Below are 24,386 nucleotides of genomic sequence, written 5' to 3'. Positions count from 1 at the left end.
CCGGCGAGACCGGACGGCTCACGGCTGCACCGGCTCGACCCGCACCGGCGTCAACGCGGCCAGCCCGTCGGCCACCCGCTCCGCGTCGCCGAGCACCACGACCGCCGCCCGGGACGGCGCGAGGTGGTGGGCCGCGACCCGCGCCACGTCGTCGACGGTCGCCGCCGCCAGCCGGGCCGCGTACTCGGCGAGGAACTCCAGACGCAGGCCGTTACCGGCGTACGCGCTCGTCAACGCCGCCAACCCGGCCTGGGTGGACATACCGAGCTGAAGGGTGCCCAGCGCGTACTGCCGGGCCTGCTCCAACTCCTCCGGCTTCGGCGGAAGCGACGCCAACCGACCCAACTCGTACGTCGTCTCCAGCAGCGCCGGGCCGGTCACCTCAGTGGCCACCTCGGCGGCGGCGACCAGCACCGAGCCGGCCACCGAATGCTCGATCACCGAGTGCGGGCCGTACGTGTAGCCCTTGTCCTCGCGGATGTTCTCCACCCACCGGGAGGAGAAGTAACCACCGAAGACCAGGTTGGCCAGTTGCAGAGCAGCGTGGTCCGGGTCGGTGCGCGGCACCGCCGGCAGCGCCACCCGCAACGAGGACTGCACCGAGCCGGGCCTGTCGACAAGCAGCAGCGGCCCCGGCTCCAGCCGCGGAATTGCCGGCAGGGTCGCCGTACGCCCGGCACCTCCCCAACCGCCGAGCGCCCGCTCGACGGCGTCCAGAGCCCTCTCCGGCTGTACGTCACCGACCACCACCAACTGCGCGCCGGCCGGATGCACCCGCTCGGCGTGCAGGGTACGCAGCGCCGCCGGCCGCACCGCGCGGATCTGACCCGGGTCCGGGGTCTGCGCCGCGTACGGATGCCGCCCGTAGATCCGCTTCAGCAACGCCTCCCGAACCAGGTGCGTCGGCTGGCTCTGCGCGACCTGGATCCGGTCGATCAGCCGATCCCGCTCGGTCGCCACCTCGTCGCTGGGATAGCTGGCACCGGTCAACACCTCGGCCAGCAGCTCCAGCATCCGGTCCAGCCCGGTGACCAGGCCGGCACCCGAGAGCATCAGCCGGTCCGGATCGACACCCGCGGAAAGCCCGGCGCCCACCTTCTGCAACTCGGCGGCGATCTGCACGCTTGTCATCGACTCGGTGCCGGAGAGCATCGTCTGCGAGAGCATCGCGCCACGCGCCACGTTGACCCGGCCGAACGGCACCCAGAGCCGCAGCTCGACCAGCGGCACCGCCGGCCGGCGTACGGCGATCACGGTCAGCCCGTTGCCCAGGGTGCGCTCGGACTGCTTCGGCACCTTGAGCTTGCGCGTGGGGCCGAGCGCCGGCAGCGCACGCGGCCCAGCCGACACGGTGACGCTCATCGGACCACCTTCGTTCGCGACTGCGGGGCTCGCAAAACCGGCTCACTCCTCGCGCTCACCGGGCACCTCCGGGAATTACCTCGATCGTGGCACGCCGCTCCGGACGCAGGGTTGCCGCGGCGGCCCGGACCTGCTCCTCGGTCACGTCGCCGACCAGGCGGGGCAGGTCGTTGAGCAGACCCGGTTCGCCACGTTGCTGTTCGAGCACTGCCATCTGCAACGCCCGGCCGAGCACCGCGTCGGTGTCGCGCAGCAGGTGGGTCGCCATCCGGGCCTGGGTCCGGGCCAGCTCGCCGTCGGTCAGCCCGTCGGTGGCCAGCCGGTCCAGTTCCTCGTCGACGGTGCGCAGCACCTTGTCGACGTCACCCCCGGGCGGCAGGTGCGCCTGAAGCAGCAGCGCTGTCGGGTCCCGCACGTCGAACGGGTCACCCATGAAGCCGAGGTAGCCGCTGAGGCCGGTCACCGAGCGGTCCCGCTGGACCAGCCGCTCGACCAGCCGTGAGGCGTCACCGTCGGTGAGCACCTCGGCCAGCACCACGTACGGCAGGTAGCCGGCGAAGTCGGTGATCGGGTCGGGTACCCGCCAGGCGCCAGCGACCGCCGGCAGGGGTGCCAGGGCATCGGTGTACGAGGTGCGCCGCTCGGCGGTCAGGTCGGGCTCGGCGAAGTCGGGCCGGACCGGTGCCGGACGTGCCGGTACGTCGCCGAAGTGCCGGGTGATCAGCTCGGTCGCCTCGGTGACGTCGATGTCGCCGCTGACCGCCAACACCGCGTTACCGCAGGCGTAGTAGCGGCGGAAGAAGTCTTCAGCGTCGGCGACGGTGGCCGACTCCAGGTCGTCGAAGGAGCCGTAACCGTCGTGCGCGTTGGGGAACGTGTCGAACATGACAGGCGGCAGGGTCAGCCAGGGAAAGCCACCGTACGGGCGGCTGAGAACGTTGACCCGGATCTCCTCCTTGACCACGTCGACCTGGTTGCGCAGGTTCTCCTCGGTCAGCCGGGGGCCGCGCATCCGGTCCGCCTCCAGGAACAGCGCGCGCTCCAGCGCGTTGCTCGGCAGCGTCTCGAAGTAGTCGGTGTAGTCCAGGTGGGTGGAGCCGTTGAAGGTGCCCCCGGCGCCCTGTACGTGCCGGAAGTGGGCAAGCTTCTCGAGGTTCTCCGAGCCCTGGAACATCAGGTGTTCGAAGAGGTGAGCGAAGCCGGTGCGCCCTTCCGGTTCGGATCGGATGCCGACGTCGTAGACCACCGCCACCCCGATCACCGGGGCACTGCGATCGGGCGTGAGGACCACCCGCAGGCCGTTGTCGAGGGTGAACCGCTCGACGGGATATTTCGTCGCTGGAATTCTGGATCTCCGCGCCACGTGGTCGACCCTAGCGCGCCGGCACTGCCACCACGGGCGACCTGCGGGGAGCCACCACCAGTCGGCGACGCGGGCAGCACCTGCGCGACCATCGCGCAGGGCAGCCAGTCCCACCAAGCTGGTAGGAAATGCCGACATAACCGAGACGCCCCTTCCCGACATGTGGATGGGCCTTGACGCTGGCGCGGGCCTGGCCCACTCTTCCTACCAACTAAGTAGGAATACTGCGGATTGGATGGACGATGAGACGCCTCCCCCTGCGCCGGATGGTCACCCTGGCCACCCTCGCCGCCGTCGGCGCGGCCGCCCTGGGCAGCACCGCCGCGTGCGGCGACGACAGCGAGGGCGCGGGCGGCAGCTCCGGCCCGGTGACCCTCCGGCTCGGCTACTTCCCCAACATCACGCACGCACCGGCGGTGGTCGGTGTCGAGAAGGGCATCTTCGCCGAGAAGCTCGGCGCCGACGTGAAGCTGGAGTCGAAGACCTTCAACGCCGGCCCGGCCGCCATCGAGGCCATCTTCTCCGGCGCGCTCGACGCGACATACATCGGCCCGAACCCCACAGTGAACGCGTTCTCCAAGTCCAAGGGCGAGGCGGTCCGGGTCATCTCCGGTGCTGCCTCCGGAGGCGTGGCGCTGGTGGTCAAGCCGGGCATCAACGGCCCGCAGGACCTCAAGGGCAAGAAGATCTCCACCCCGCAGCTGGGCAACACCCAGGACGTGGCGGTCCGCTACTGGCTCAAGCAGCAGGGGCTGACGACCACCAAGGAGGGCGGCGGCGACGTCAAGATCGTCCCGCAGGAGAACGCCCAGACGGTGGAGACCTTCACCAGCGGCGCCATCGACGGCGCCTGGGTGCCCGAGCCGTTCGTCTCCCGTCTGATCAACGCCGGTGGCAAGGTGCTCGTCGACGAGCGCGACCTGTGGCCGGACAAGAAGTTCGTCATCACCAACCTCCTGGTCAGCACGAAGTTCCTCAAGGCGCACCCGGACGTCGTGCAGAAGCTGGTCGAGGGCCAGGTCGCCGCGAACGAGTTCGTCAACACCAAGCCGGACGAGGCCCAGCAGGCCATCTCCGAGGCGATCGGCAAGATCACCGGCAAGCCGCTGGACCCGAAGCTGATCAAGCAGGCGTGGCCGACGTTGGAGTTCACGAACGACCCCATCCCCTCCTCGCTCAAGGCCGGGCTCGACCACGCCGTCGAGGTCAAGCTGACCGACCCGGTGAGCCTCGACGGCCTCTACGACCTGACGTACCTCAACAACGCGCTCAAGGCGCAGGGCAAGCCCGAGGTCGTCCAGCCATGACGTCGACCACGACGACGCCGGGAAGCGCGACCACCTCGGTCGCGCTCTCCGGCGTGACAAAGGTGTACGGACGCGGGGAGAGCGCCGTACTGGCTCTCGACGGGGTGTCCCTGGACGTCGCGCCGGGCGAGTTCGTCTGCCTGGTCGGCGCCTCCGGCTGCGGCAAGAGCACCCTGCTGAACCTGGTGGCCGGCCTGGACCGGCCCACCGCCGGGCAGATCGACCTGGCCGGCGACGCCCATCCCGGGCTGATGTTCCAGGAGCCGGCGCTCTTTCCCTGGCTGACCGTCGACGCAAACGTCGAGATGCCGCTGAAACTGCGCGGCCTGCCCCGGGCGCAGCGACGCGAGCGGGTGGCCGAGTTGCTGCGCACCGTGCACCTTGGCGAGTTCGGCCGCAAGCGGCCACACGAGCTGTCCGGCGGCATGCGGCAACGGGTCGCGCTTGCCCGCACCCTGGCCCTGGACACCCCGGTGCTGCTCATGGACGAGCCGTTCGGCGCGCTGGACGCGATGACCCGGGACATTCTGCACGACGAGCTGGAACGCATCTGGTCCGAACGCCACCTGTCGGTGCTGTTCGTCACGCACAACGTCCGCGAGGCAGCCCGGCTTGCCGACCGGATCATCCTGCTCTCCAGCCGCCCCGGCCGGATCATCTACTCCACCGAGGTGAACATCCCGCGGCCACGGCGGATCGACTCCCCCGAGGTCGCCGCCATCGCCGCCGACGTCACCGAACGGCTCCGTACGGAGGTGGGCCGCCATGGCCAATGACACCCTGACCAGCACGGCGCGGACCGACGCGCAGATCTCCGGGCTGGACGCGCTGGAGATCGCCGGTCGGGAGAAGGAGGTCTCCCGGGGTAACCGGCTCTGGGCTGCCACCTGGCCCAAGCTGGCCGCGCTTGCCATCGTCATCGCTGCCTGGCAGCTGGTGGTCTGGTCGGGTTGGAAGCCGCCGTACTCGCTGCCCGGCCCACTTGTCGTCGGCCGCGAACTGCTCAACCAGGCCCAGGGCCCGCAGCTCTGGGAGGGCCTGGTCACCACGCTGCGACGGGCCGCCCTCGGGTACATCTTCTCCGTCGCCGTCGGTCTGCTTGTGGGTCTGGCGGTGGCCCGGTCCAAGGTCCTCCGGGCTGCCATCGGCTCGATGATCACCGCGTTGCAGACCATGCCGTCGATCGCCTGGTTCCCGCTTGCCATCCTGCTGTTCGAGCTGAGCGAGAAGGCGATCTTCTTCGTGGTGGTGCTCGGCGCCGCGCCGTCAATCGCCAACGGGGTCATCTCCGGTGTGGACTACGTGCCGCCGCTACTGCTGCGCGCCGGCCGCAACCTGGGAGCCCGCGGGCTCAACCTCTACCGGTACGTGATCGCGCCGGCCGCGCTGCCGGCGATCGTCGCGGGTCTCAAGCAGGGCTGGGCGTTCTCGTGGCGAAGTCTGATGGCCGGCGAACTGCTCGTGGTCGGCATCTCGCAGACCTCGCTCGGTGCCCAGCTCACCTACTCGCGCGAACTGTCCGACGCGCCCTGGCTGCTCTCCACGATGATCGTCATTCTGGTGCTCGGCCTGGTGGTGGACGCGGCGTTCGGGGCTGCGGACAAGTCGATCCGTCGACGCTGGGGCGTACTGGATCAGGCTGGTCAGTGACGTGTACGTCTCCGCGCGCAGCGACTACGCGCTCCGGGCCATGCTCGCTGTCGCCGCCGCCGTTCACGGCGGCGGCGACGCGGGCAGCGGTGGTGACGGAGGCGAGTTGGTGAAGGCGGCCAGCCTGGCCGAGGTGCAGGGGATCCCGCTCAGCTTCCTCCAGGGCATCCTGCTCGACCTGCGAAGGGCTGGCCTGCTGCACAGTCATCGCGGTGCCGACGGCGGGTACGCGCTGACCCGGCCACCCGAGGACATCACCGTCGGCGACGTGCTGCGCGCGGTCGGCGGATCGCTGACCACGGTACGAGGGCTGCCCGCCGAGCGGGCCGGCTACCACGGGGTGGCCGCCGGGCTCACCGACGTCTGGCTTGCCGTGCACGGGGCGATCGCCACGGTCGTCGACAGCACCACCCTCGCCGATCTGCTCGATCGCGAATCGACCGACCGGGCGCCCACCGCTTCGTGACCGCCTGATCCGGCATTCCACTGGGGAGGCGGTGTGGTCGGGCCGGTGCCCCGCCGGCCCGACCACACCTCGTACCGATTCGACCGGGCCTGCCCCTCCGCCGGCACCGGTCGGCCGGTTGCTGCTCAGCCCACGTGCGGGACCGTCGGGTCAGAACCCAGGTCGCCGGGGCTGTGCAGCTCCACCAGACCGGCGGGAGCGTTGCCCGCCGGGGTGGCATGCCAGGGCGTGAAGGCCGCAACCATGGCGAGCAGCAACCCGGCGAGCGCGACCGCGACCACCAGGGTCAGTTCCCGCAGCGTCCCCGAGCCGGCTTCGCCCGCCATGGCCACCCCTTCCGCGCCGGGCCCCCCGCCCGGCGTCCCCCCGATGGTCAGTTTTGACCACATCAGGCCGGAAAACAGTCGGCCAGCCGACCCAACCGGGGCTGATTACCGACTCAGCCGAACAGCCAGATCGCGCTCGCGGGTCGGGGGTGTCGACGGTGACGGCGATGACGGCGATGACGGCCGCGTTGACGGCACCAACCCCAGGGCCGGTCGGGCACCTGCTTGCAGCCTTTGCTCTGCTTCAATCCACGCACCAGTTGGTGTCCGCTATCCGGACAGTGCCCGTTGCGTCGGTTGAAGCAGAGCAAAGGCTGTCACCAGGGACCAGCCGTCTCCCCCCGAGTGCCGCAAGCCGACTGCCGGCACCGGGCACGGACAAGACCCCGGCCCCGCGTGGGGACCGCAGACGAAACCGACCCGCCCCGCCGAAGCGGGACGGGTCGGTCAGGGGTCGAGAAGATCAGACGGTACGGGGGCGACGCGGCCGGCGGGACCGACCCGACGCGCGGTGGGCCGGCCGGGCGGAGCCATCGGCGACCGGACCAGCGGAGCCGCGGCCCCGACCAACAGCCACCGGCGGGGCCACGATGGTCACCGGCACGCCGGAGGGCTCACGCGCCCCGGTCACCCGTACCAACGCCTCGTCGCCGGGGCGTACCTGGACCGACTGGGGCCGGATGCCGGCGGTCGCCATCAGCCGGGACACGTCCCGCCGCTGCTCGGGCAGGACCAGGGTGACCACCGAACCGGACTCACCGGCCCGAGCCGTCCGTCCACCCCGGTGCAGGTAGTCCTTGGCCTCGGTCGGCGGGTCCACATTGACCACCATGTCGAGGCCGTCGACGTGGATGCCCCGGGCCGCCACGTCCGTGGCGACGAGAGCTGTCACCTGGCCGTTGCGGAACTGCTCCAGGATCCGGGTGCGCTGCGGCTGGGACTTGCCGCCGTGCAGCGCGGCCGCGCGTACCCCCTTGGAGAGCAACTGGCGGGCGAGCCTGTCGGCGCGGTGCTTGGTCCCCATGAACAGGATGGTGCGGCCCTCGCGGGCGGCGATCCGGGTCAGCGCGTCGGGCTTGTCGATCGCGTCGACGTGCAGCACGTGGTGGGTCATCGCGGTGACCGTGGCGGTGCCCGGGTCGACCGAGTGGGTCACCGGGTTGCTCAGGAAGCGGCGGACCAGGCGGTCCACGCCGCCGTCCAGAGTGGCGGAGAAGAGCATCCGCTGCCCCTGCGGCGCGACCTGCTCCAGCAGCTTGGTCACCTGCGGCAGGAAGCCCATGTCGGCCATCTGGTCGGCCTCGTCCAACACGGTGATCTCGACCTGGTCGAGCCGGGCGTCACCGCGGTTGATCAGATCGTGCAGCCGGCCGGGGGTCGCCACTACCACCTCGGCGCCGGCGCGCAGAGCGTCCGCCTGGCGCTGCAACGACAGGCCACCCACGACTGTGGCACAGCGCAGCCCGACGGCGCGGGCGTACGGGGCCAGCGCGGTGGTCACCTGCTGTGCCAGCTCGCGGGTCGGCACCAGCACCAGGACAAGCGGGCGACCCGGCCGGGCCTTCTGGCCGGCGGTACGCGAGAGCAGCGGAAGCCCGAAGGCGAGAGTCTTACCGGAGCCGGTGCGGCCCCGTCCGAGCACGTCCCGGCCGGCGAGCGAGTCGGGCAGCGTGGCCGACTGGATCGGGAACGGCTCGTTGATGCCCTGTGCGGTCAGCGCGCTCAACAGCGCCGGAGCCAGACCGGTGTGGGCAAAGGACGGAATAACTGTGGTCACGCAGAAGCCTTCCTCGACGCGGCACGTGTCGAGGGAGGGCGCCGAAGTCGGCGCTGTCACCAGCGGAAAAGGCCGCCAGGACTCACAAGCACGAACCGATTGGGTACGGGCCGGCCCGCCGCCGGGCCGCCGCCTGCGTAGGCAGGTCGACAGCGGGGCGGGCCGGTCCCGTCGCCGTCACACCCGGAGGGCGCGACGGGTAATACCGACCGATCCGAAGATCAGAGCGGGCGGATGTTCTCCGCCTGCGGGCCCTTCTGGCCCTGGGTCACCTCGAACTCGACCCGCTGGTTCTCGTCCAGGCTCCGGTAGCCGGAGGACTGGATCGCCGAGAAGTGGGCGAAGACGTCAGCGCCGCCGCCGTCCGGGGTGATGAAGCCGAAGCCCTTGTCAGCGTTGAACCACTTCACGGTGCCAATAGCCATGTGTTTCGTCTCCTTGACGGAACGTCGGACCCGCACTTGTTGCCGGTCCGAAGAGGAGCGCTCCGCGCGGGAATGCGCGAATCGCCTGTCGCTTCTGGTCGCCCCGCCCGGAGAACTCCGGACACAACAAAGAGCGCCTGGGGCCACAATTCCCGCCAGGCGCACACAGAGTCTCTGGTAACCAAAACTGCAACGTGTTCAACCTACCATGGATCTCCGGGCAGGAGTCAATCTTGGGCGGAATTCTCTGGCAACTGGGCGATCAGGGCGGTGAGCCCGGTCACGTCGAGCAGGTCGGCCGGCCGGACTGTCGCCCCGTCCCGCACGTAGTGGAAGGCCGCGCCCACCCGATCGACTGGCACACCCGCCAACTCCGCCCACGCCAGCCGGTACACGGCCAACTGCACCGCTGCCACCTCCGCCGCCGGCCCCGCGGGCTGCGCGCCGGTCTTCCAGTCGACAACGTCGAACCGGCCACCCGGGCGGGCGAAGACCGCGTCCATCCGCCCCCGCACCACCACGCCGGCGATCACCGTGGCGAACGGCACCTCCACCTCCACCGGCACCCGGTCGGCCCACTCGCTGGCCAGGAACCGCTCCTGCAGCTCGGCCAGCGCCTCATCCGGTGCCGCGTCCGCGTCCGCCGCGCCGGGAAGCTCGTCCAGGTCGAGCAGCCGGTCGGCGCCGAAACGCTGCTCCAGCCAGGCGTGGAAGGCGGTGCCCCGGCGGGCGTACGGGTTGGGCTCGCTCGGCACCGGACGGCGCAGCGTACGGGCCAGCGCCGCCGGGTCACGGCGCAACGCCACCAACTGGGTGACGCTCAACTGCCCGGGTAGAGCCACCTCCACCGCCCCCGACAGGCGGGTCAGCTCGGCCCGCTCGGCCAGCAACAGATCCGCCTCACGCCGCCAGCGCGCCACCTCCGGATCGTCAGGCCCACCGGCGACCACCACCTCCGCCGGGCCGTCGGACATCAACCTGCGGACCAACCCCGCCGCCTCGGCCAACTCCGGCCGGCGCCGACCCAGCGGATCGGCCGGCCACTCCGCACGCAGCACCACCTCGGCCGTCGGGTTCGTGGCGTCCGGCGTCGGCTCCGGTGCCCACGCGTCGACCAGATGCCCCGGGCCGCCGTCCAGGCATGTGTCGTACACCTCGGTCAGGAAGACCGACGGGCCGCGCGGGCGCTTCGTCCCCTCCCCCCACCAGTACCCGGAGCAGAGCAGCAGCCGGCGCGGCCGGGTCACCGCCACATACGTCAGCCGGCGCTCCTCCCGCTCGTCGTGCGCCCGCCACGCGTCGGTGAAGTCGGTAAGCGCCCGGGCCACCGCCCGCTGATCAGCCGCCTCGTCGAGCGCCAACTCGGGCAACCCGTCGGCATCGCCCCGCAGCGGGAACGGCAACACACCCAACCCGCCCAACCAGTGGTCGGAGTTGCGCACCGGCCCGGGCCACAGCCCACGGCACAGCCCGGCCACCGCCACCACGTCCCACTCCAGACCCTTCGCGGCGTGCGCCGTCACCACCTGCACCGCGCCGTCCACCACCTCGACCTCACCCGGGGCGAGACCACGCTCCTCGTCCTCGGCGGCGGCCAGGTAGGACAGGAAGCCGGACAGTGTCGCACCGGGCGTCTCCCCGCTGAACCGGGCAGCAACGTCGCCGAGCGCGTCCAGGTGGCCCCGGGCCAGGCCGGCATCGCCGGCGCCGTCCCGGCCGGCCCGCACCGCGACCTCCACATCCAGGCCGATTGTCCGCTCGATGTCCGCGATCAGATCCGGCAGTGCCTGGTCCAGCCGGTACCGCAACAGCGCCAACTCCCGGCCGTACGCGCGCAGCCGCGCGAAGCCCTCAGCCGAGTACGCCTGCGCCGGCCCGAGGTCGGCCAGCGCCTCCACGAGGGTCGCCTCGTCCAGCAGGTCAGGGCTGATCTCGGAGTTCTCGTCGGCGGCCACCTGACGCCGAGCCCTGGCGATCGCCCTCGCCCGCCGGTGCAACGCCACAAGGTCACGCGGCCCGATCCGCCACCGCGCGCCGGTGAGCAGCCGCAACAGCGCCGCCCCGTCGGTCGGATCGGCAAGCACCCGCAACGTGCACACCACGTCCCGCACCTCGGGGGTGTCCAGCAGGCCACCCAGGCCCACCACCTCCACCGGCAGGCCACGCTCGCGCAACGCCGACTCGATCGCCGGGATCTGGCTGCGGACCCGGACCAGCACCGCCGTGGTCGGCCGCTGCACCACCGGGATGTGCTCGGGGGCGGCGCCCGGCATCCGCGCCGCGCCCCGCCACGCGGCGAGCACACTGTCGGCGATCCACGCCGCCTCGTCGGCGTACGTCGGCAGCAGCGCGCAGTGCACGGTGCCGCCGGCCGCCCCTCCGGGGCTGCGGTGCGGGATCGGGTCGCGGACGGTGAGCGCGGACCGCAACTCCGGCACCCGCGCGCCGGCCGCCCGCAGCGGAGTGGAGAGCGCGTTCGCCACCCGCAGGATCTCCGGACGGTTACGCCAACTCGTGGTGAGCCCCAACGCCACGGCCGGCTCGCCGTCGGCAGTGGCGAACTCGGTGGGAAACCGGTCCAGGGTGCCGGCGCTGGCCCCCCGCCAGCCGTAGATCGACTGGCACGGGTCACCCACGGCGGTCACCGGATGCCCACCGCCGAACAGCGCGTTGAGAAGCACCACCTGCGCGTGGCTCGTGTCCTGGTATTCGTCGAGCAGCACCACCCGGAACCGGTCCCGCTCGATCTCGCCCACCGCCGGGTGATCCCGGGCCACCCGGGCCGCCCGGGCCAACTGGTCGGCGAAGTCCATCGCCTCGAAGTCGTCCTTGCGCCGCGCGTACGCCCGCACCAGCGGCAGCAGACGCAGCCGGGTCTGCTGGAGGGCGAGCGCCTTGCGCACATCCGCGTAGACCCGACCCGGTCGGGACTGCACCTCCGCGAAGAACCGACCCGTCCAGGCGGCCAACTGGTCCGGGGCGACAAGATGCTCGTCCAGTTCCCCGGCGAGCGCCAACACCGCGTCGGTGATGGTGCTCGGCATCCGGTCCACCTCGGACATGTCGCCGTCGTAGTTGCGCACCAGCAGGTCGACCAACTGCCAGCGGGACGCCTCGGTCAGCAGCCGCGTGGACGGCTCGTAGCCGGCCCGCAACCCGTGCTCGGTGACGATCCGCCCGGCGTACGAGTGGTACGTGGAGACGGTCGGCTCACCGGCGAGCGGATCGTCAAGCGGATCGCGCCCCTGCCGCCCGAGCCGCCGGATCAACTGGTCGAGCCGGGTACGCACCCGATGGGCAAGCTCCCCGGCCGCCTTACGGGTGAACGTCAACCCGAGAATCTGCTCCGGCCGCACGTACGAGTTGGCCACCAGCCAGACCACCCGCGCTGCCATCGTCTCGGTCTTGCCCGACCCCGCCCCCGCGACCACGAGCAACGGTTCCACCGGGGCGGCGATGATCGCGGCCTGCTCCCGGGTGGGCGCCGGCAACCGCAGCAGTTTCGCCAGCTCCACCGGGGTGTACCGAGGGCCGGAGTCGGCAAGCCGCGGCGTCGGCGCCGGACCGGCCCCGAACAGGGTCGGCTGACTCACTGGGCTAGCTCTGTTCGCGACTGCGGGGCTCGCAACACCGGCTCACTCCTCGCGCTCACGGTGCCAGCTCGGTTCGCGACTGCGAGGCTCGCAACACCGGCTCACTCCTCGCCCTCACGGCCGCGCCGGACCGTCGGAGGCTCGACGACCTGGCGCCCCTGCCCCGACACCGGGCAGCTGGTGCGTACCGGGCAGACCCGGCACTTCGAGTTGGCCACCGCGGCGAACGTGGCGGCTGCCATCGTATCGGCGGTCCGCCGGACCAGCGCCGTCGCCCAGCCGGCCGCCGGACCCTCGCCCGCCGCCGGCTGGTTCTGCTCCCGGGCGTCCTTCGCCGAGGTGCCGAGCTGCACCAGCGCAGCGCCACCGGACTCGTCACCGAACTCGGCGAACGCCCCCGCCTCCACCGCCGCCTGGTAGGCGCCGAGCTGCGGATGCTCGGCCAACTCGGTGCCGGTGACAGCTGTCGACTTGCCGGTCTTGAGGTCAATCACCACGAGCCGCCCGTCCTCGTCGACCTCCAACCTGTCGACCCGGCCGGTCAGCTCCACGGGCCGGTGCGGATCATCCAGGCGCACCGCGAACTCGTGCTCGATGGCGAGCAGCCGACGCGGGTTGGTGGCCAGCCAGCGCAGCAACTTGTCGACCATGGCCTCGGCACGCTCGCGCTCCGGGCCGGCCATCCACCGGGCGGCCAACTCGATCGCGTCGAACCGGGCCGCCACGTAGTCGAGCAACGCCCCCCGGTCGGCGCTGGCGTCCTCGGCAAGCATCGCGGCGGCGTGCACCAGGTTGCCCACCCCCTGCGCCGTGCTTGTCGGGCCGCTGCCGCCGTGCCGTTCCAGCAGCCACCGCAGGCTGCACCGCAACGCGCTCTCCATGGCCGACGGGGTGACCCGGACCGGTTCGCCCTCGTCGACAAGCGGCCGGTCGTCGGAGAGCGCGCGCAGCCCCCACCAGTCGTCGGGGTGCGCGCCCGGCACGCCCGCGGCGGCGAGCCGCGCCAGCTCGGCCGCCGCCGCGCGCCGCCGGCCCGCCGGGGCGGCGGGGTCGGTGATTGCGGTACGCAGTTCCGCGACCAGCGCCGGCAGTGTGAGCGCCCGGGGCGGACGGGTCACCGGCAGCGCACCCGGCCGATCCGGCCCGTCGTCCCCACCGTCACCGCTCTCGCCGTCCGCGCCAGAGGCGCCGCTCGCGCCGCCGTTGCCGGCCGCGCCGTCCTTGCCGGGCGCGCCGACGTTGCCGGCCGCGCCGTCCTTGCCGTCCTTGCCGGGCGCGCCGCCGTTGCCAGACGCGCCCTCCTTGCCAGACGCGCCCTCCTTGCCGGGCGTGCCGCTCTCGCCGCCGTTGCCGGGCGCGCCTTGCGGATTGCCGCCCCCGATCGGACCAGCGGTAGGCGGGCCGGTGCGGGGGCCGGGCGTCGTGGGCGGGTCGGTCGGTCCGGAACCGTCGGGCGAGGTCGGCGGCGCGGCCGGAAGCAGCTCGTGGAGGAACCGGCTCGGCTGCTCCTCGTGGTCGTCCCCGCCGACCGCCGCCGAGGCCACCGCGCTGACCAGCAGTCGGTGCCGTGCCCGGCTGATCGCGACGTGGAACAGTCGACGTTCCTCGTCCAGCAGCGCCGACGTCTGTCCCACCATGTTCGCCACGCGGGCGCCCCCGACGAACCGACCGGCGAGCACGTCGACAAGCCGTTCCGAACCGAGCAGGCTGCCTCGCAGGCGCAGGTCCGGCCAGATGCCCTCCTGCACACCGGCAACCGCGACCAGGTCCCATTCCAGGCCCTTCGCGGCGTGCGCGGTGAGCAACCGGACAGCCGCGCCCCTGTCAGCGGTCGGCGCGATGGTGTCCGCCGGGAGGTCCTGGGCGAGCACGTGGTCGAGGAAGACCTCGGTACGGGCGCCGGGCAGCCGGTCGGTGAAGCGGGCCGCCGCATCGAACAGCACAAGCACGGCGTCGAGGTCCCGATCGGCCGCCTCGGCGCGACGCCGCCGTGCCAGGTCCCCCTCACCCGCCTCGGGCCGCCCCTGGCCGATGGCGCCCGCCCAGCGCTCGGCCAACCCGCTGCCGTGCCAGACGGCCCACAGCACCGTCTCGGCGGTCGCGCCGGGCCGGGCGGCCGCATCGCGAGCGGTGGCGAGCAGCCCGGCAACCGCCTGGGCCGGCTCCGCCCACCGCCGGTCGATGCCGGCCAGCTCCGCCGGGTCACTCAGCGCCTCGACGATCAACTCCCCGGACGGACGCCTGTCACCACCGGCGAGCGCCATCGCGCGCAGGCCCTGTCGCAACCGCCGCTCGGCCAGCGGATCCGCGCCGCCCAGCGGCGAGTGCAGCAGCGCTACCGCCGCCTCCTCGTCCAGCCGCTCCGGCTCCAGCGCGCAGCGCAGCAGGAGCAGCAGCGGCGCCACCGCCGGTTGCAGGTGCAACGGCAGGTCCTCGCCGTGCACCACCGTCGGTACGCCGGCCGCGTGCAGCGCCCGTTGCAGGGTCGGCAACTGCAACGCTGTGGAACGCACAAGCACCGCCATCCGCGACCACGGCACACCGTCGAGCAGGTGGGCGGAGCGCAGCGCGTGCGCCAACCAGGCTGCCTCACTTGTCGCCGAACGGAACGTGTGCACCTCGACCACCCCGGTCGGTGCATCCGGCAGGGGACGCAGCCGGCGGTGGGCTGCGGGACCGCGCAGCCGGCGACCCAGCCGGGCGATCGCGGCGAGCAGGCCCGGCCCGGCCCGGTACGACGTGGTCAGCAGCACCTGCGCGGCCGGCGCACCGGAGGCGGTGCGGAATCGGTGCGGAAAGGTGCTCACCCCGGCCGGGTCGGCACCTCGGAAGGCGTACGTGGAGGAATCCGGGTCGGCGAAGGCGACAAGCGAGGTGCCGCCGCCGGCGATCACCGACAGCAGTTCGAGCTGGGCGGGGTCGGTGTCGGCCAGCTCGTCGACGTACACGTGGGCGAGTCGGCGGCGCTCGGCGGCCAGCAGGTCCTCGTCGTCGCGGAGCAGCCCGGTGGCCGCGCGGACCAGTTCCGCCGGGTCGTACGCGATGGAGCCCCGGTTGCTGACGTCGCGCAACGCGAGCACGGCGACGTACTCCCGCAGGAAGCGCGCGGCGGCCGGCCAGTCGCCGCGGCCGAGTTTCTCGCCGAGCCGGGCCAACTCGACGGGCCCGACACCGCGCTCGGCGGCGCGCATGAGCAGGTCGCGCAACTGACCCGCGAAGGCCCGGGTCCGCAGGGCCGGGCGCAGATCGGTGGGCCAGCCGACCGGGTCGTCGTCGGGCTCCTCGCCCACCACGTCCAGCAGCTCACGGATGATCAGATCCTGCTCGGGGCCGGTAAGCAGCCGGGGCGACGGCTCGCCTCGTTCGGCCGCGGCGCGGCGGAGCAGCCCGAAGGCGTACGCCGGGAAGGTGCGCACCAGCGGCTCGCGCAGCACCCGGTGGCCGTCCTGCGCGACCCGGGCCTCGATGCGTTGGCGCAGCTCGGTAGCACCTCGGCGACCGAAGGTCAGGACGAGGATCCGCTCCGGATCGACGCCCTCGGTCACCCGGGCGGCGACCGCCTCGACGAGGGTGCTGGTCTTGCCGGTGCCGGGACCGCCGAGCACCAGCATCGGCCCGTCGGTGTGCCCGATGACCTCCGCCTGCACGGGATCGACCTGCCGCCTGAGCCCTCCGACGGCCCGCTCCGCTTCGACGGCCTCGGTGGCCCGCGCGGCGCCGCCGATCTCCACCTCGGACACGGCGTTGCCCTTGGAGACGGCATGGTCCGCGGACGCACCGCCGCCGGCGGGCACAACGCCGCTGGCCGGCGCGACCTCGCCCCCCGGCGCCGGCCCACCGGACCGCCGCACCAACCGGTACGCCTGCATCAGCTCATCCCATCACGCCCATGCGACACCCACCCACACCACCCAACCACCACCTCACCTACTACCGGCGATCATGAAGTTAGCGGAGCGACACGCCGACAACGGCGCGGCCAACCTCATGATCAACGCAGTCGGGCGGAACGCCGTGCGGGGCGGAACGGGGGGCGGGGCGGAACGGGGGGCGGGGTCAGAGCAGGTGCGCTTCTAGGGTGTTCAGGGCTTCCGGGACGGTGGGGGTCACCGTCAGGAGGTCGCGGCCACCGGGCTTGAGGAACTGCTGGTCGGTGATCGCGTCGAGCCAGGCCAGCAGCGGGCCGTAGAAGCCGTCGGTGTCGACAAGCACCATCGGCTTACGGTGCAGGGCGAGAGTCGCTGTGGTCCACACCTCGAACAACTCGTCCATGGTGCCCAGCCCGCCGGGCAGGGCCAGAAACGCGTCCGACTTGTCGATCATGACGGTCTTGCGGCTGGCCATCGAGTCGGTCACCAGCAGCTCGTCCGAGGCCAGGTCGGCGACCTCCAGATCGACAAGCGCCTGCGGGATCACGCCCACGGTGCGCCCTCCGGCGGCTCGGGCGCCGTCGACCAGGGCGCCCATCATGCCGACACGGCCGCCGCCGCTGACAAGCGTGTGGCCACGCCGGGCCAGCTCCGCGCCGGTCTCGGTGGCCAGGTCCAGCCAGCGCTGGTCAAGGGTCCGCGACGAGGCGCAGAAGACGCAGATAGCCGCCATCAACCCTCCCCGGGCCCGTCGGCGGCGGACTGCGCGGCTGTCGACTCCGCGGCGGCGGCCTGCTGGTCAGCGCCGGTACGCGCGACGGCCTCCTCGCGGACCGCCTCCTGCTCCACCGAGAGCGCCGCCTCGGCCTCGACGATGTGCCGGACCGCCGCGTTGACGTCGTCGGTGAGGCAGATCAGGTCCAGGTCGACCGGCCCGATCTTGCCGTCGGCCGCCATTGTGTCGCGCAGCCAGTCGATCAGGCCCTGCCAGTAGGCGACGCCCATCAGCACGACCGGGAACCGGGTGACCTTGCCGGTCTGCACCAGGGTGAGCGCCTCGAACAGCTCGTCCATGGTGCCGAAGCCGCCGGGCAGCACGACGAACGCCTGGGCGTACTTGACGAACATCGTCTTGCGGGCGAAGAAGTAACGGAAGTCGATGGCCAGGTCGACCCAGTCGTTGAGGCCCTGCTCGAACGGCAGCTCGATGCCGAGCCCGACGGAGAGGCCGCCGGCCTCGCTGGCGCCCCGGTTGGCTGCCTCCATCACGCCCGGCCCGCCTCCGGTGATCACCGCATAGCCGGCGCGGGCCAGCGCGGCGCCCACCTCCTCGGCGAGCTGGCATTCGGCGCTGTCGGGGCTGCTGCGTGCGGAGCCGAAGACGCTCACCGCGGGCGGCAGGTCGGCGAGGGTGTCGAAACCCTCGACGAACTCGGAGAGGATGCGCAGCGCGCGCCAGGCGTCCCTGGTCTTCCAGTCGCCCCGGCTGCGCGAATCCAGCAGCCGCTGATCGGCGGTGCTCGTCGGGATCGCCCCTCGACGCAACGTCACCGCACCCCGATGCCGCTCCTGACCTGGACCGCGGCCGGCCTCCCGCCCCTTGCTCTGACTCATGCAGCAACCGTAGTGGAGCCGCACCCGCCGGGGACGCGGGGCGGGGACGCCGAGAAAAACTTCTCGATCATGGGCAACTATTTGACTTCCCCGCACGTCTTACTATTCACATACCGGGTATGCCCCGGCGCGCGCCTTCGGGGGAGGAGACAGCGTGATCAGCAACAGCGAGATGATCCGGATCCGTCGACAGATGCAGCGACGGATCCGAGACGTGGTGGCCGAGCGTCGCCGCGCCCGCCAGCTGGACCCTGTCCTGTCGCCCGCCACCACCGGAGCCGATCAAGAGGTTCGCGCCGCCGACAACGGGCCAGGCTGACGCGAACCTCTTGATCACCGGGAGCGGGTGCGGCCCGGTCAGGCCGAGGCGAGCCAGCGGTGCAGGGTCGCGGCACCGTCGCGGATCTTGCTGATCTCGACGTGCTCGTCCGGATGGTGGGCGAGGTTGGGGTCGCCGGGGCCGAAGTTCAGCGCGGGGATCCCCATTGCCGCGAACCGCGCCACGTCCGTCCAGCCGAGTTTGCCGATCGGCGCCGCACCGACAGAGGCCAGGAACTCCTTCGCCGGGGCTGCGTCCAACCCGGGCAGGGCACCGGGTGCCATGTCGGTGACTGTCACCTCGAAGCCGGTGAAGACCTCACGCAGGTGCGCCTCCGCCTCGGCGGGGGTGCGATCCGGCGCGAACCGGTAGTTGACCTCGATCTCGCAGTGGTCCGGCACCACGTTGCCGGCCACCCCGCCCTTGATCCGCACCGCGTTCATGCCCTCGCGGTAGTCGCAGCCGTCGATGGTGACCCGACGCGCCTCGTACGCCTGGAGCCGCTGCAACACCTCGGCGGCGGCGTGGATGGCGTTCACCCCGTGCCAGGAGCGCGCCGAGTGGGCGCGTACGCCGGTCGTGGTGACCACCGACCGCATGGTGCCCTGGCAGCCCGCCTCGACGATCCCGTACGTCGGCTCCAGCAGCACCGCGAAGTCTGCCTCCAGCCACTCGGGGAACGCTTGGGCGACAAGGTTCAGCCCGTTGTACCGGGACTCGATCTCCTCGGCCTCGTAGAAGAAGTACGTCACGTCGTAGCGCGGGTCGGGCAGCGTCACGGCCAGGTGCAGCGCGTACGCGACGCCGGACTTCATGTCGGAGGTGCCGCAGCCGTACATCAGGTCGCCGCGCATGGTCGACGGGAAGTTGTTGTTCAGCGGCACCGTGTCCAGATGGCCGGCCAGCACGATGCGCTGCGATCGACCGAGGTCGGTACGCGCCATCACGGTGTTGCCGTGCCGGTGGGTGGACAGGTGCGGTACGCCCCGCAGCACCTCTTCGACGAAGTCGGCGATCGCCTTCTCGTTGAGGGACACGGACTCGATGTCGACCAGTACGCGGGTCAGCTGCACCGGATCGGCGAGGACCTCGGGGGTCAGCGGGTTCTCCATGGTTCGCACGGTACCTTCAGGTCTGTCGGCGCGAAGAGCGAGCTTACGGGCCACCGGGGCGAGCGTGAGCGCCCGCAGTCGTGCGCAGAGGCCGACCCGGCCGCGACCGAGAGGTGAAACAGTGACGTCCGCAGATTCCGCCTGGGGCATCGGCCTGGCCACGGTGACAGCAGACGAGCAGGTGCTCGACACCTGGTACCCGACCGGCAAGCTGGGCCTGGGTGAGCTGCCGCTGGTCGCCGGTGAGGACCAGTCGGACGTGCTCGACCTGCCCCCGGCAGCGCTCGGGGACCGCCCGCTGCCCGGTCTGCGTACCGTGCAGGTGGTCACCGTGATCGGCTCGCTGGACGACCCGATCAAGGACGCCCCCGACGCGTACCTCCGGTTGCACCTGCTCTCCCACCGCCTGGTGCGACCCAACCAGCTCAACCTCGACGGCATCTTCGGCAAGCTGGCGAACGTGGCCTGGACGTCCGCCGGGCCGTGCCCGCCGGAGCGGGTGGACGAGCTGCGGGTGATCGAGCGGGCCGCCGGTCGCCACCTGGCGGTGTACGGGGTGGACAAGTTCCCCCGGATGACCGACTACGTGGTGCCGTCGGGGGTGCGGATCGCCGACGCGGACCGGGTCCGGCTCGGCGCGCACCTGGCCGCCGGCACCACTGTGATGCACGAGGGCTTCGTCAACTTCAACGCCGGCACCGTGGGCACCTCGATGGTGGAGGGCCGGATCGTGCAGGGCGTGCTTGTCGGTGACGGTTCCGACGTCGGAGGCGGCGCCTCGATCATGGGCACGCTCTCCGGTGGCGGCACCGACAAGGTGAGCATCGGCGAGCGGAGCCTGATCGGCGCGAACGCCGGGGTCGGCATCTCCCTCGGCGACGACTGCGTGGTGGAGGCGGGCTGCTACATCACGGCCGCATCCAAGATCACCCTCCCGGACGGTCGGGTGGTGAAGGCCCGCGAGCTGTCCGGCGTCAACGGCCTGCTGTTCTGGCGCAACTCGGTGACCGGCGCGCTGGAGGCCCGCCCGCGCACCGGCCGGGGCATCGAGCTCAACGCCGCCCTGCACGCCAACGACTGACGTACCCGCCGGGTCCGTGGCCCACGACCACGGACCCGGCGAGGGTACGCGTCAGCGCAACCGGTACGCCTGGATGATCTGTTGGGTCACCGTGTTGCCGGCGGCGTCCCGGGCGGTGGCCCGCAGGGACGCGTACCCGGGCCCGGCGGGATGCCGGACGGTGGCCGTCCAGCCCTGCCCGCCCTTACGGACCTGGGCGGCCTGCCAGGTCTTGCCACCGTCGTAGGAGACGTCGACTGTCAGCTTCCGCACCCGGGCGGCCGGCGCGCCGGGCTGCGGCTCCACCCGCACCGGGACGACGAAGCTTCGCCCGGCCGGAGCGCTGTTGTCGACCCGCAGCGGAGGCGCGAAGCGCACCGCCATCAGCGGCAACCGCACCGGCACTTCACCTGCCACATGCCGCGACCGGAAGGTCCAGCTGGACTCCACAGCGGTGCTCAGGTCGGTGAAGCTACGCGTAGCCGACGCGCTGAGTCGGTAGTCCGCCGCACCCGGCGGCACTGCGAACTCGCCGTAGCCGGCGTACTCGCTCTCGCCGACAAGTTTCCCGTTGCGCCAGAGGACGGTTCGCTCGCTGTCGGTGAGCGACCCGCCCGCATGCCCGGCGGCGTCACTGAACATCGGCAGCCAGACCAGGATGGTGTCACCGGTCCTGGTGACGCTCTGCTCGGGCCAGTGTGGGGCCGGGAACGACGGCCCGTACGGCGCCTGATTCCAGTCCTCTCCGACGGTCCGCCCGGCCCGGTACGCGGTGGGTGTGGAGGAGAGCAGCGCCTTCAGGTTCAGCCAGCCGTCCTCGTCCCGCGTCCCGAAGCCGATCTCGGACTCCCACTTCACGCCCCGGGTGTTGTAGTGCTCGACCCGCTGACCCGGTACGGCTGTGGGTAGGACAAGCGCGGAGCCGCCCGTGTTGTACCCCACATCGGGCAGCACCAGCCGTTCGGCCTCCAGCCCCGGGTAGCCGCCCCGGAACCGGTGCACGACTGTGGCAAGGTTCCGCCGCGCGTAGTTCCGGACGAAGCCGGTGGGCATCCGGCCCGGGATCGCCTCGGCCAGCGCGTACAGGTAAGGGCTGGGCGCTGTGCCCGGCTTGATCCATTGACTGCTGACGGTTGCCACGAACCGGTCCGCGGAGACCGGCTTGCCGATCTGGCCGGTGGTCAGGCCGGTGAAGGTGTCCGTCCAGAGCCCGATGCCGTACGAACTGTCGTCGTCGGCGGTGAAGACCGTGCTGACATCGATCAGCTCCGGGGTGGCGCCCCGTTCCGGGATTGTCATCCGGACCGGCTTCGTGCGGCGGGCGTCGACGGTGATCCGCGTATCGCGTTCCACAGTCAGCTCGGGCTGCGCCAGCATGGACAGCCCGGCCGGCTCATCGTCCGGCCCGGCCTCGAAGACCAGGCTGTTCAGGCCGTACTTCCCCTTGGGCAGCCGTACCGTGGCCACCCCGTCGGTGCCGTAGACGTCCCAGAAGCCGAAGCCAGCCAACCCGACCAGGAGCGTGGAGTAGTCCGCCGTTTGCTCACCGGCGCGGTTCAGGTGCTCCACCGTAAGCGTGTAGCTCTCCACCTCCCGGTGCACTGCCAGCGGCGTGACAGCTACCGTCGCGCCGGAGCGGGCCACGATCCGTCCGGTCCAGTAGCCGTCGACGTCGCCGAGCCGCGTGTCCGCTGTGACAGTGGTCGCGGTGGTGCCGCCCGCCGGCACTGTTAGCTGGCTCGCGCCGAGCTGGAACATGCCGGCCGGAAACGCCCGCTCGTCGGGGCCCGCGCCCTCGACGCTCAGGTCCAGGGTGACCGGGCCGGGGCCGTCGTTGCGCCAGGTCACAGTGCGGGTGATCGGGGCGTCGTCGCCGTGCGGCCAGAGGGCGCGCCCGAACGAGACACTCACCGGGTCGGTGCTGACCAGTTGGGTGATCGCGTGAGCGACGTCGACGCGACCGGCGCCCTGCTCGTAGGCGGTCTGCGTCGGGTGCGGCTTGGCGGCGGCCATCAGTGTCGCCTTGAGCCGGTCGGCCCGCCAGCCCGGATGCCGCTGGGCCAGCAGCGCCGCCGACCCGGCCACGTGCGGGGTGGCCATTGAGGTGCCGGAGATCGCGACGTAGCGCTCCCCCACCGGGTCGCCGATCACACCGTTGGCGGCTCGTGCGGCGACGATGTCGACGCCTGGGGCCGTGATGTCGGGCTTGATCGCGTCGTCCCCGACACGAGGGCCCCGGCTGGAGAAGCCGGCCAACTCGTCGTCGCGGTCCACCGCGCCCACGGCGAGCGCGGCGTCTGCGCTGGCCGGGGAGCCGACCGAGCCGTCCGCGCCGCTGTTGCCTGCGGCGGTGACGAAAAGGGCGCCGGTCTGCGTGGTAAGGGTCTGCACCGCCTCCTCCAGCGGGTCGACCTCCGGGGTGTCCCAGCCGCCGAGGCTCATGTTGATCACGGAGGCCTTCTTCTCCACCGCTGCCCACTGCATCCCGGCGAGGATCGCCGACTCGGAGCACCCGGAGTCCTCGCAGACCTTGCCGTCGAGCAGCGTCGCGTCCGGTGCCACGCCCCGGTACTTGCCGTCGGAGGCCGCTCCGGTGCCGGCGATGGTCGAGGCCACGTGGGTGCCATGGCCGACCGTGTCCCGACCGTCGGTGACCTCGCTGAAGTTGCGCGCCTCGGCCACCTTGCCGGCCAGGTCCGGATGGGTCGCGTCGACGCCGGTGTCCAGCACGGCCACTGACACGCCCTTGCCGGTGAGCCCGGCCGCCCACGCGGCGGGCGCACCGATCTGCGGCACGCTGTGGTCGAGGGTCACCCGACGGCGACCGTCCAACCAGATCCGCTCGACGCCCCCCGCCGCGTCGAGCCGGGCCGCGCTGGGGCCGCTGGTGATCGTCGCCCAGACCGCGCCGAGGGAGGACTTGCCGGTGCTCAGGGCCGCGCCTCGGATCGCCGGCAGGTCGCGGGTCACCCGGACGCCGGGCAGGGCGCCTGCGGCACTTCGGGCGGTGCCCGCCGAGCCGTACGAGACGAGCAGCGGCAGGGTGTCCCGGTGGACGTCGTCGTAGCCCGCCTCGACCAGCTCGGTGACGTCGAAGAGTCGCGGGTCGACCCGGCCTGCGCGCAGCAGTGGCAACGCGTCCTGCGGCGTCACCGACAGGTGGCCGCGCTCGCGTCGAACGAGGAACCGTACGTCCTCCCGGCCGGCGCCCGGTCGGACGGCGGCGCCGGACCCGGTGACTGTCACCCGGTCACCGGTGATCAATGTGACGGTGGCCGATCGGTCGGCGTTTGGCGCACCCGGGGCGGCCGGGCGGGCTGACAGGCCCGCTCTGTCCGGCGTACCGGGCACGGCGCTGGAGGCGGCGGAGGCGGGGACCGGCGCGGAGAGCGCCAGCACGGACACGAGGCCGAGAGCGGCAAATCTTCTTGCGTGATGCAACGGATCCTCCTCGGTGGAACGTCATTACCACGGGAGACGCATTGACGGTCATCAGAATTGCATACCGAGTATGCAGAAGGAAGTCCTGAATATGACGATCTGAACAATGGCCGCGCACCAGGGACGGCATGATCGAGCGGTGACCTCCATGAAGGACCGCATGCTCGCCGGTGAGCCCTACCTCGCCGACGACCCGGAGATCGTCGCCGACCGGGACCGGGCCGCCCTGCTCATGGAACGCTTCAACACAAGTCCCGCAGCCGACCCGCAGGCGCGTCTCGCGGCGCTGCGTGAACTGCTGGGCGAGGTCGGCGAGGACACCTGGATCCGGCCGCCGTTCTACTGCGACTACGGCTGGCAGATCCGGATCGGCCCCCGCAGCTTCGTCAACTACCAGTCGGTCTTCCTCGACGTCGCCCCGATCACCCTCGGCGCCGACGTCCAGGTCGGCCCGAACGTCCAACTGCTCACCCCCACCCACCCGGTGGAACCCGGACCACGGCGTGACAAGTGGGAGGCCGCCAAGCCGATCACCATCGGGGACAACGTATGGCTCGGTGGTGGCGCGATCGTGCTGGCCGGAGTGACGATCGGCGCGAACACCGTCGTCGGCGCAGGTGCGGTGGTCACACGTGACCTACCGGCGAACGTGGTAGCCGTCGGCAACCCGGCACGACAGGTACGCGAACTGACCTGACAGCC

The 24,386-nt window shown here is 71.9% G+C and carries 18 protein-coding genes; 7 read left to right on the top strand and 11 right to left on the bottom strand.

Annotation, left to right across the window (positions count from 1 at the left end; all coding sequences use genetic code 11):
- Nucleotides 1-18 precede the first annotated feature (18 nt).
- Nucleotides 19-1,362 (bottom strand): M16 family metallopeptidase, encoded by a 1,344-nt coding sequence (locus tag ACPXB1_RS05225; protein ID WP_355632885.1) that lies wholly within the window; start codon nt 1,360-1,362, stop codon nt 19-21.
- A gap of 55 nt (nt 1,363-1,417) precedes the next feature.
- Nucleotides 1,418-2,725, bottom strand: a complete 1,308-nt coding sequence (locus ACPXB1_RS05220) for a M16 family metallopeptidase (protein ID WP_355590915.1) — start codon at nt 2,723-2,725, stop codon at nt 1,418-1,420.
- A 242-nt stretch (nt 2,726-2,967) separates the two neighbouring features.
- Between ACPXB1_RS05220 and ACPXB1_RS05215 the strand changes: the two genes are divergently transcribed.
- Genes ACPXB1_RS05215 through ACPXB1_RS05200 form a run of 4 tightly spaced genes read left to right on the top strand, consistent with a single transcriptional unit; the run spans nt 2,968 to nt 6,148 of the window.
- Nucleotides 2,968-4,032, top strand: a complete 1,065-nt coding sequence (locus ACPXB1_RS05215) for an ABC transporter substrate-binding protein (RefSeq protein WP_355590912.1) — start codon at nt 2,968-2,970, stop codon at nt 4,030-4,032.
- Nucleotides 4,029-4,808, top strand: coding sequence for an ABC transporter ATP-binding protein (locus ACPXB1_RS05210; RefSeq protein WP_425734855.1), 780 nt, complete (start codon nt 4,029-4,031; stop codon nt 4,806-4,808). Before ACPXB1_RS05215 ends, ACPXB1_RS05210 begins: the two co-directional genes overlap by 4 nt.
- Nucleotides 4,798-5,682, top strand: coding sequence for an ABC transporter permease (locus tag ACPXB1_RS05205; protein WP_053660364.1), 885 nt, complete (start codon nt 4,798-4,800; stop codon nt 5,680-5,682). Before ACPXB1_RS05210 ends, ACPXB1_RS05205 begins: the two co-directional genes overlap by 11 nt.
- A 1-nt stretch (nt 5,683) precedes the next feature.
- Complete coding sequence (locus tag ACPXB1_RS05200) at nt 5,684-6,148, top strand: RrF2 family transcriptional regulator (RefSeq protein ID WP_355590906.1); 465 nt, start codon at nt 5,684-5,686, stop codon at nt 6,146-6,148.
- A gap of 125 nt (nt 6,149-6,273) precedes the next feature.
- On the opposite strand, the gene ACPXB1_RS05195 is transcribed toward ACPXB1_RS05200, so the two are convergent.
- From ACPXB1_RS05195 to ACPXB1_RS05165, 7 genes are all read right to left on the bottom strand, one after another.
- On the bottom strand, nt 6,274-6,474 hold the full coding sequence (locus tag ACPXB1_RS05195) for a hypothetical protein (protein WP_355590903.1): 201 nt from the start codon (nt 6,472-6,474) through the stop codon (nt 6,274-6,276).
- Nucleotides 6,475-6,937: 463 nt separating this feature from the next.
- Nucleotides 6,938-8,251 carry a DEAD/DEAH box helicase gene (locus ACPXB1_RS05190; RefSeq protein ID WP_355629880.1) on the bottom strand — a complete coding sequence of 438 codons (1,314 nt, stop codon included), beginning with the start codon at nt 8,249-8,251 and terminating at the stop codon, nt 6,938-6,940.
- A 221-nt stretch (nt 8,252-8,472) separates the two neighbouring features.
- Complete coding sequence (gene cspE / locus ACPXB1_RS05185; RefSeq protein WP_007464836.1) at nt 8,473-8,676, bottom strand: transcription antiterminator/RNA stability regulator CspE; 204 nt, start codon at nt 8,674-8,676, stop codon at nt 8,473-8,475.
- A gap of 227 nt (nt 8,677-8,903) precedes the next feature.
- Nucleotides 8,904-12,269 carry an ATP-dependent helicase gene (locus ACPXB1_RS05180; RefSeq protein ID WP_425734854.1) on the bottom strand — a complete coding sequence of 1,122 codons (3,366 nt, stop codon included), beginning with the start codon at nt 12,267-12,269 and terminating at the stop codon, nt 8,904-8,906.
- 101 nt (nt 12,270-12,370) lie between these two features.
- On the bottom strand, nt 12,371-16,138 hold the full coding sequence (locus tag ACPXB1_RS05175; protein WP_425734853.1) for an ATP-dependent helicase: 3,768 nt from the start codon (nt 16,136-16,138) through the stop codon (nt 12,371-12,373).
- A 187-nt stretch (nt 16,139-16,325) separates the two neighbouring features.
- Nucleotides 16,326-16,871 (bottom strand): TIGR00730 family Rossman fold protein, encoded by a 546-nt coding sequence (locus ACPXB1_RS05170; RefSeq protein ID WP_355590892.1) that lies wholly within the window; start codon nt 16,869-16,871, stop codon nt 16,326-16,328.
- Nucleotides 16,871-17,752, bottom strand: a complete 882-nt coding sequence (locus ACPXB1_RS05165; RefSeq protein WP_355590889.1) for a TIGR00730 family Rossman fold protein — start codon at nt 17,750-17,752, stop codon at nt 16,871-16,873. Before ACPXB1_RS05165 ends, ACPXB1_RS05170 begins: the two co-directional genes overlap by 1 nt.
- Nucleotides 17,753-17,906: 154 nt before the next feature.
- On the opposite strand from ACPXB1_RS05165, the gene ACPXB1_RS05160 reads away from it, so the two are divergent.
- Entirely contained in the window at nt 17,907-18,071 is a 165-nt protein-coding gene (locus tag ACPXB1_RS05160; protein WP_157552980.1) for a hypothetical protein, read from the top strand.
- A 38-nt stretch (nt 18,072-18,109) separates the two neighbouring features.
- On the opposite strand, the gene dapE is transcribed toward ACPXB1_RS05160, so the two are convergent.
- Nucleotides 18,110-19,183 (bottom strand): succinyl-diaminopimelate desuccinylase, encoded by a 1,074-nt coding sequence (gene dapE / locus ACPXB1_RS05155; protein ID WP_355590886.1) that lies wholly within the window; start codon nt 19,181-19,183, stop codon nt 18,110-18,112.
- Nucleotides 19,184-19,304: 121 nt separating this feature from the next.
- Here dapE and dapD point away from each other — a divergent pair, with 121 nt between their 5' ends.
- A complete protein-coding gene (gene dapD / locus ACPXB1_RS05150; RefSeq protein ID WP_355629871.1) occupies nt 19,305-20,264 on the top strand; it encodes a 2,3,4,5-tetrahydropyridine-2,6-dicarboxylate N-succinyltransferase in 960 nt (319 codons plus the stop codon).
- A 51-nt stretch (nt 20,265-20,315) separates the two neighbouring features.
- Here dapD and ACPXB1_RS05145 read toward each other — a convergent pair whose 3' ends face one another.
- Nucleotides 20,316-23,648, bottom strand: a complete 3,333-nt coding sequence (locus tag ACPXB1_RS05145; RefSeq protein ID WP_425734852.1) for a S8 family serine peptidase — start codon at nt 23,646-23,648, stop codon at nt 20,316-20,318.
- Nucleotides 23,649-23,823: 175 nt separating this feature from the next.
- Here ACPXB1_RS05145 and ACPXB1_RS05140 point away from each other — a divergent pair, with 175 nt between their 5' ends.
- Complete coding sequence (locus ACPXB1_RS05140) at nt 23,824-24,381, top strand: sugar O-acetyltransferase (protein ID WP_355590877.1); 558 nt, start codon at nt 23,824-23,826, stop codon at nt 24,379-24,381.
- The last annotated feature ends 5 nt before the right edge of the window (nt 24,382-24,386 follow it).

This window comes from Micromonospora sp. DT68, assembly GCF_049847245.1.
In the GTDB taxonomy this organism is placed as follows: Bacteria; Actinomycetota; Actinomycetes; order Mycobacteriales; family Micromonosporaceae; genus Micromonospora; species Micromonospora profundi.
This window is presented reverse-complemented; position numbering and strand designations above follow the sequence as displayed.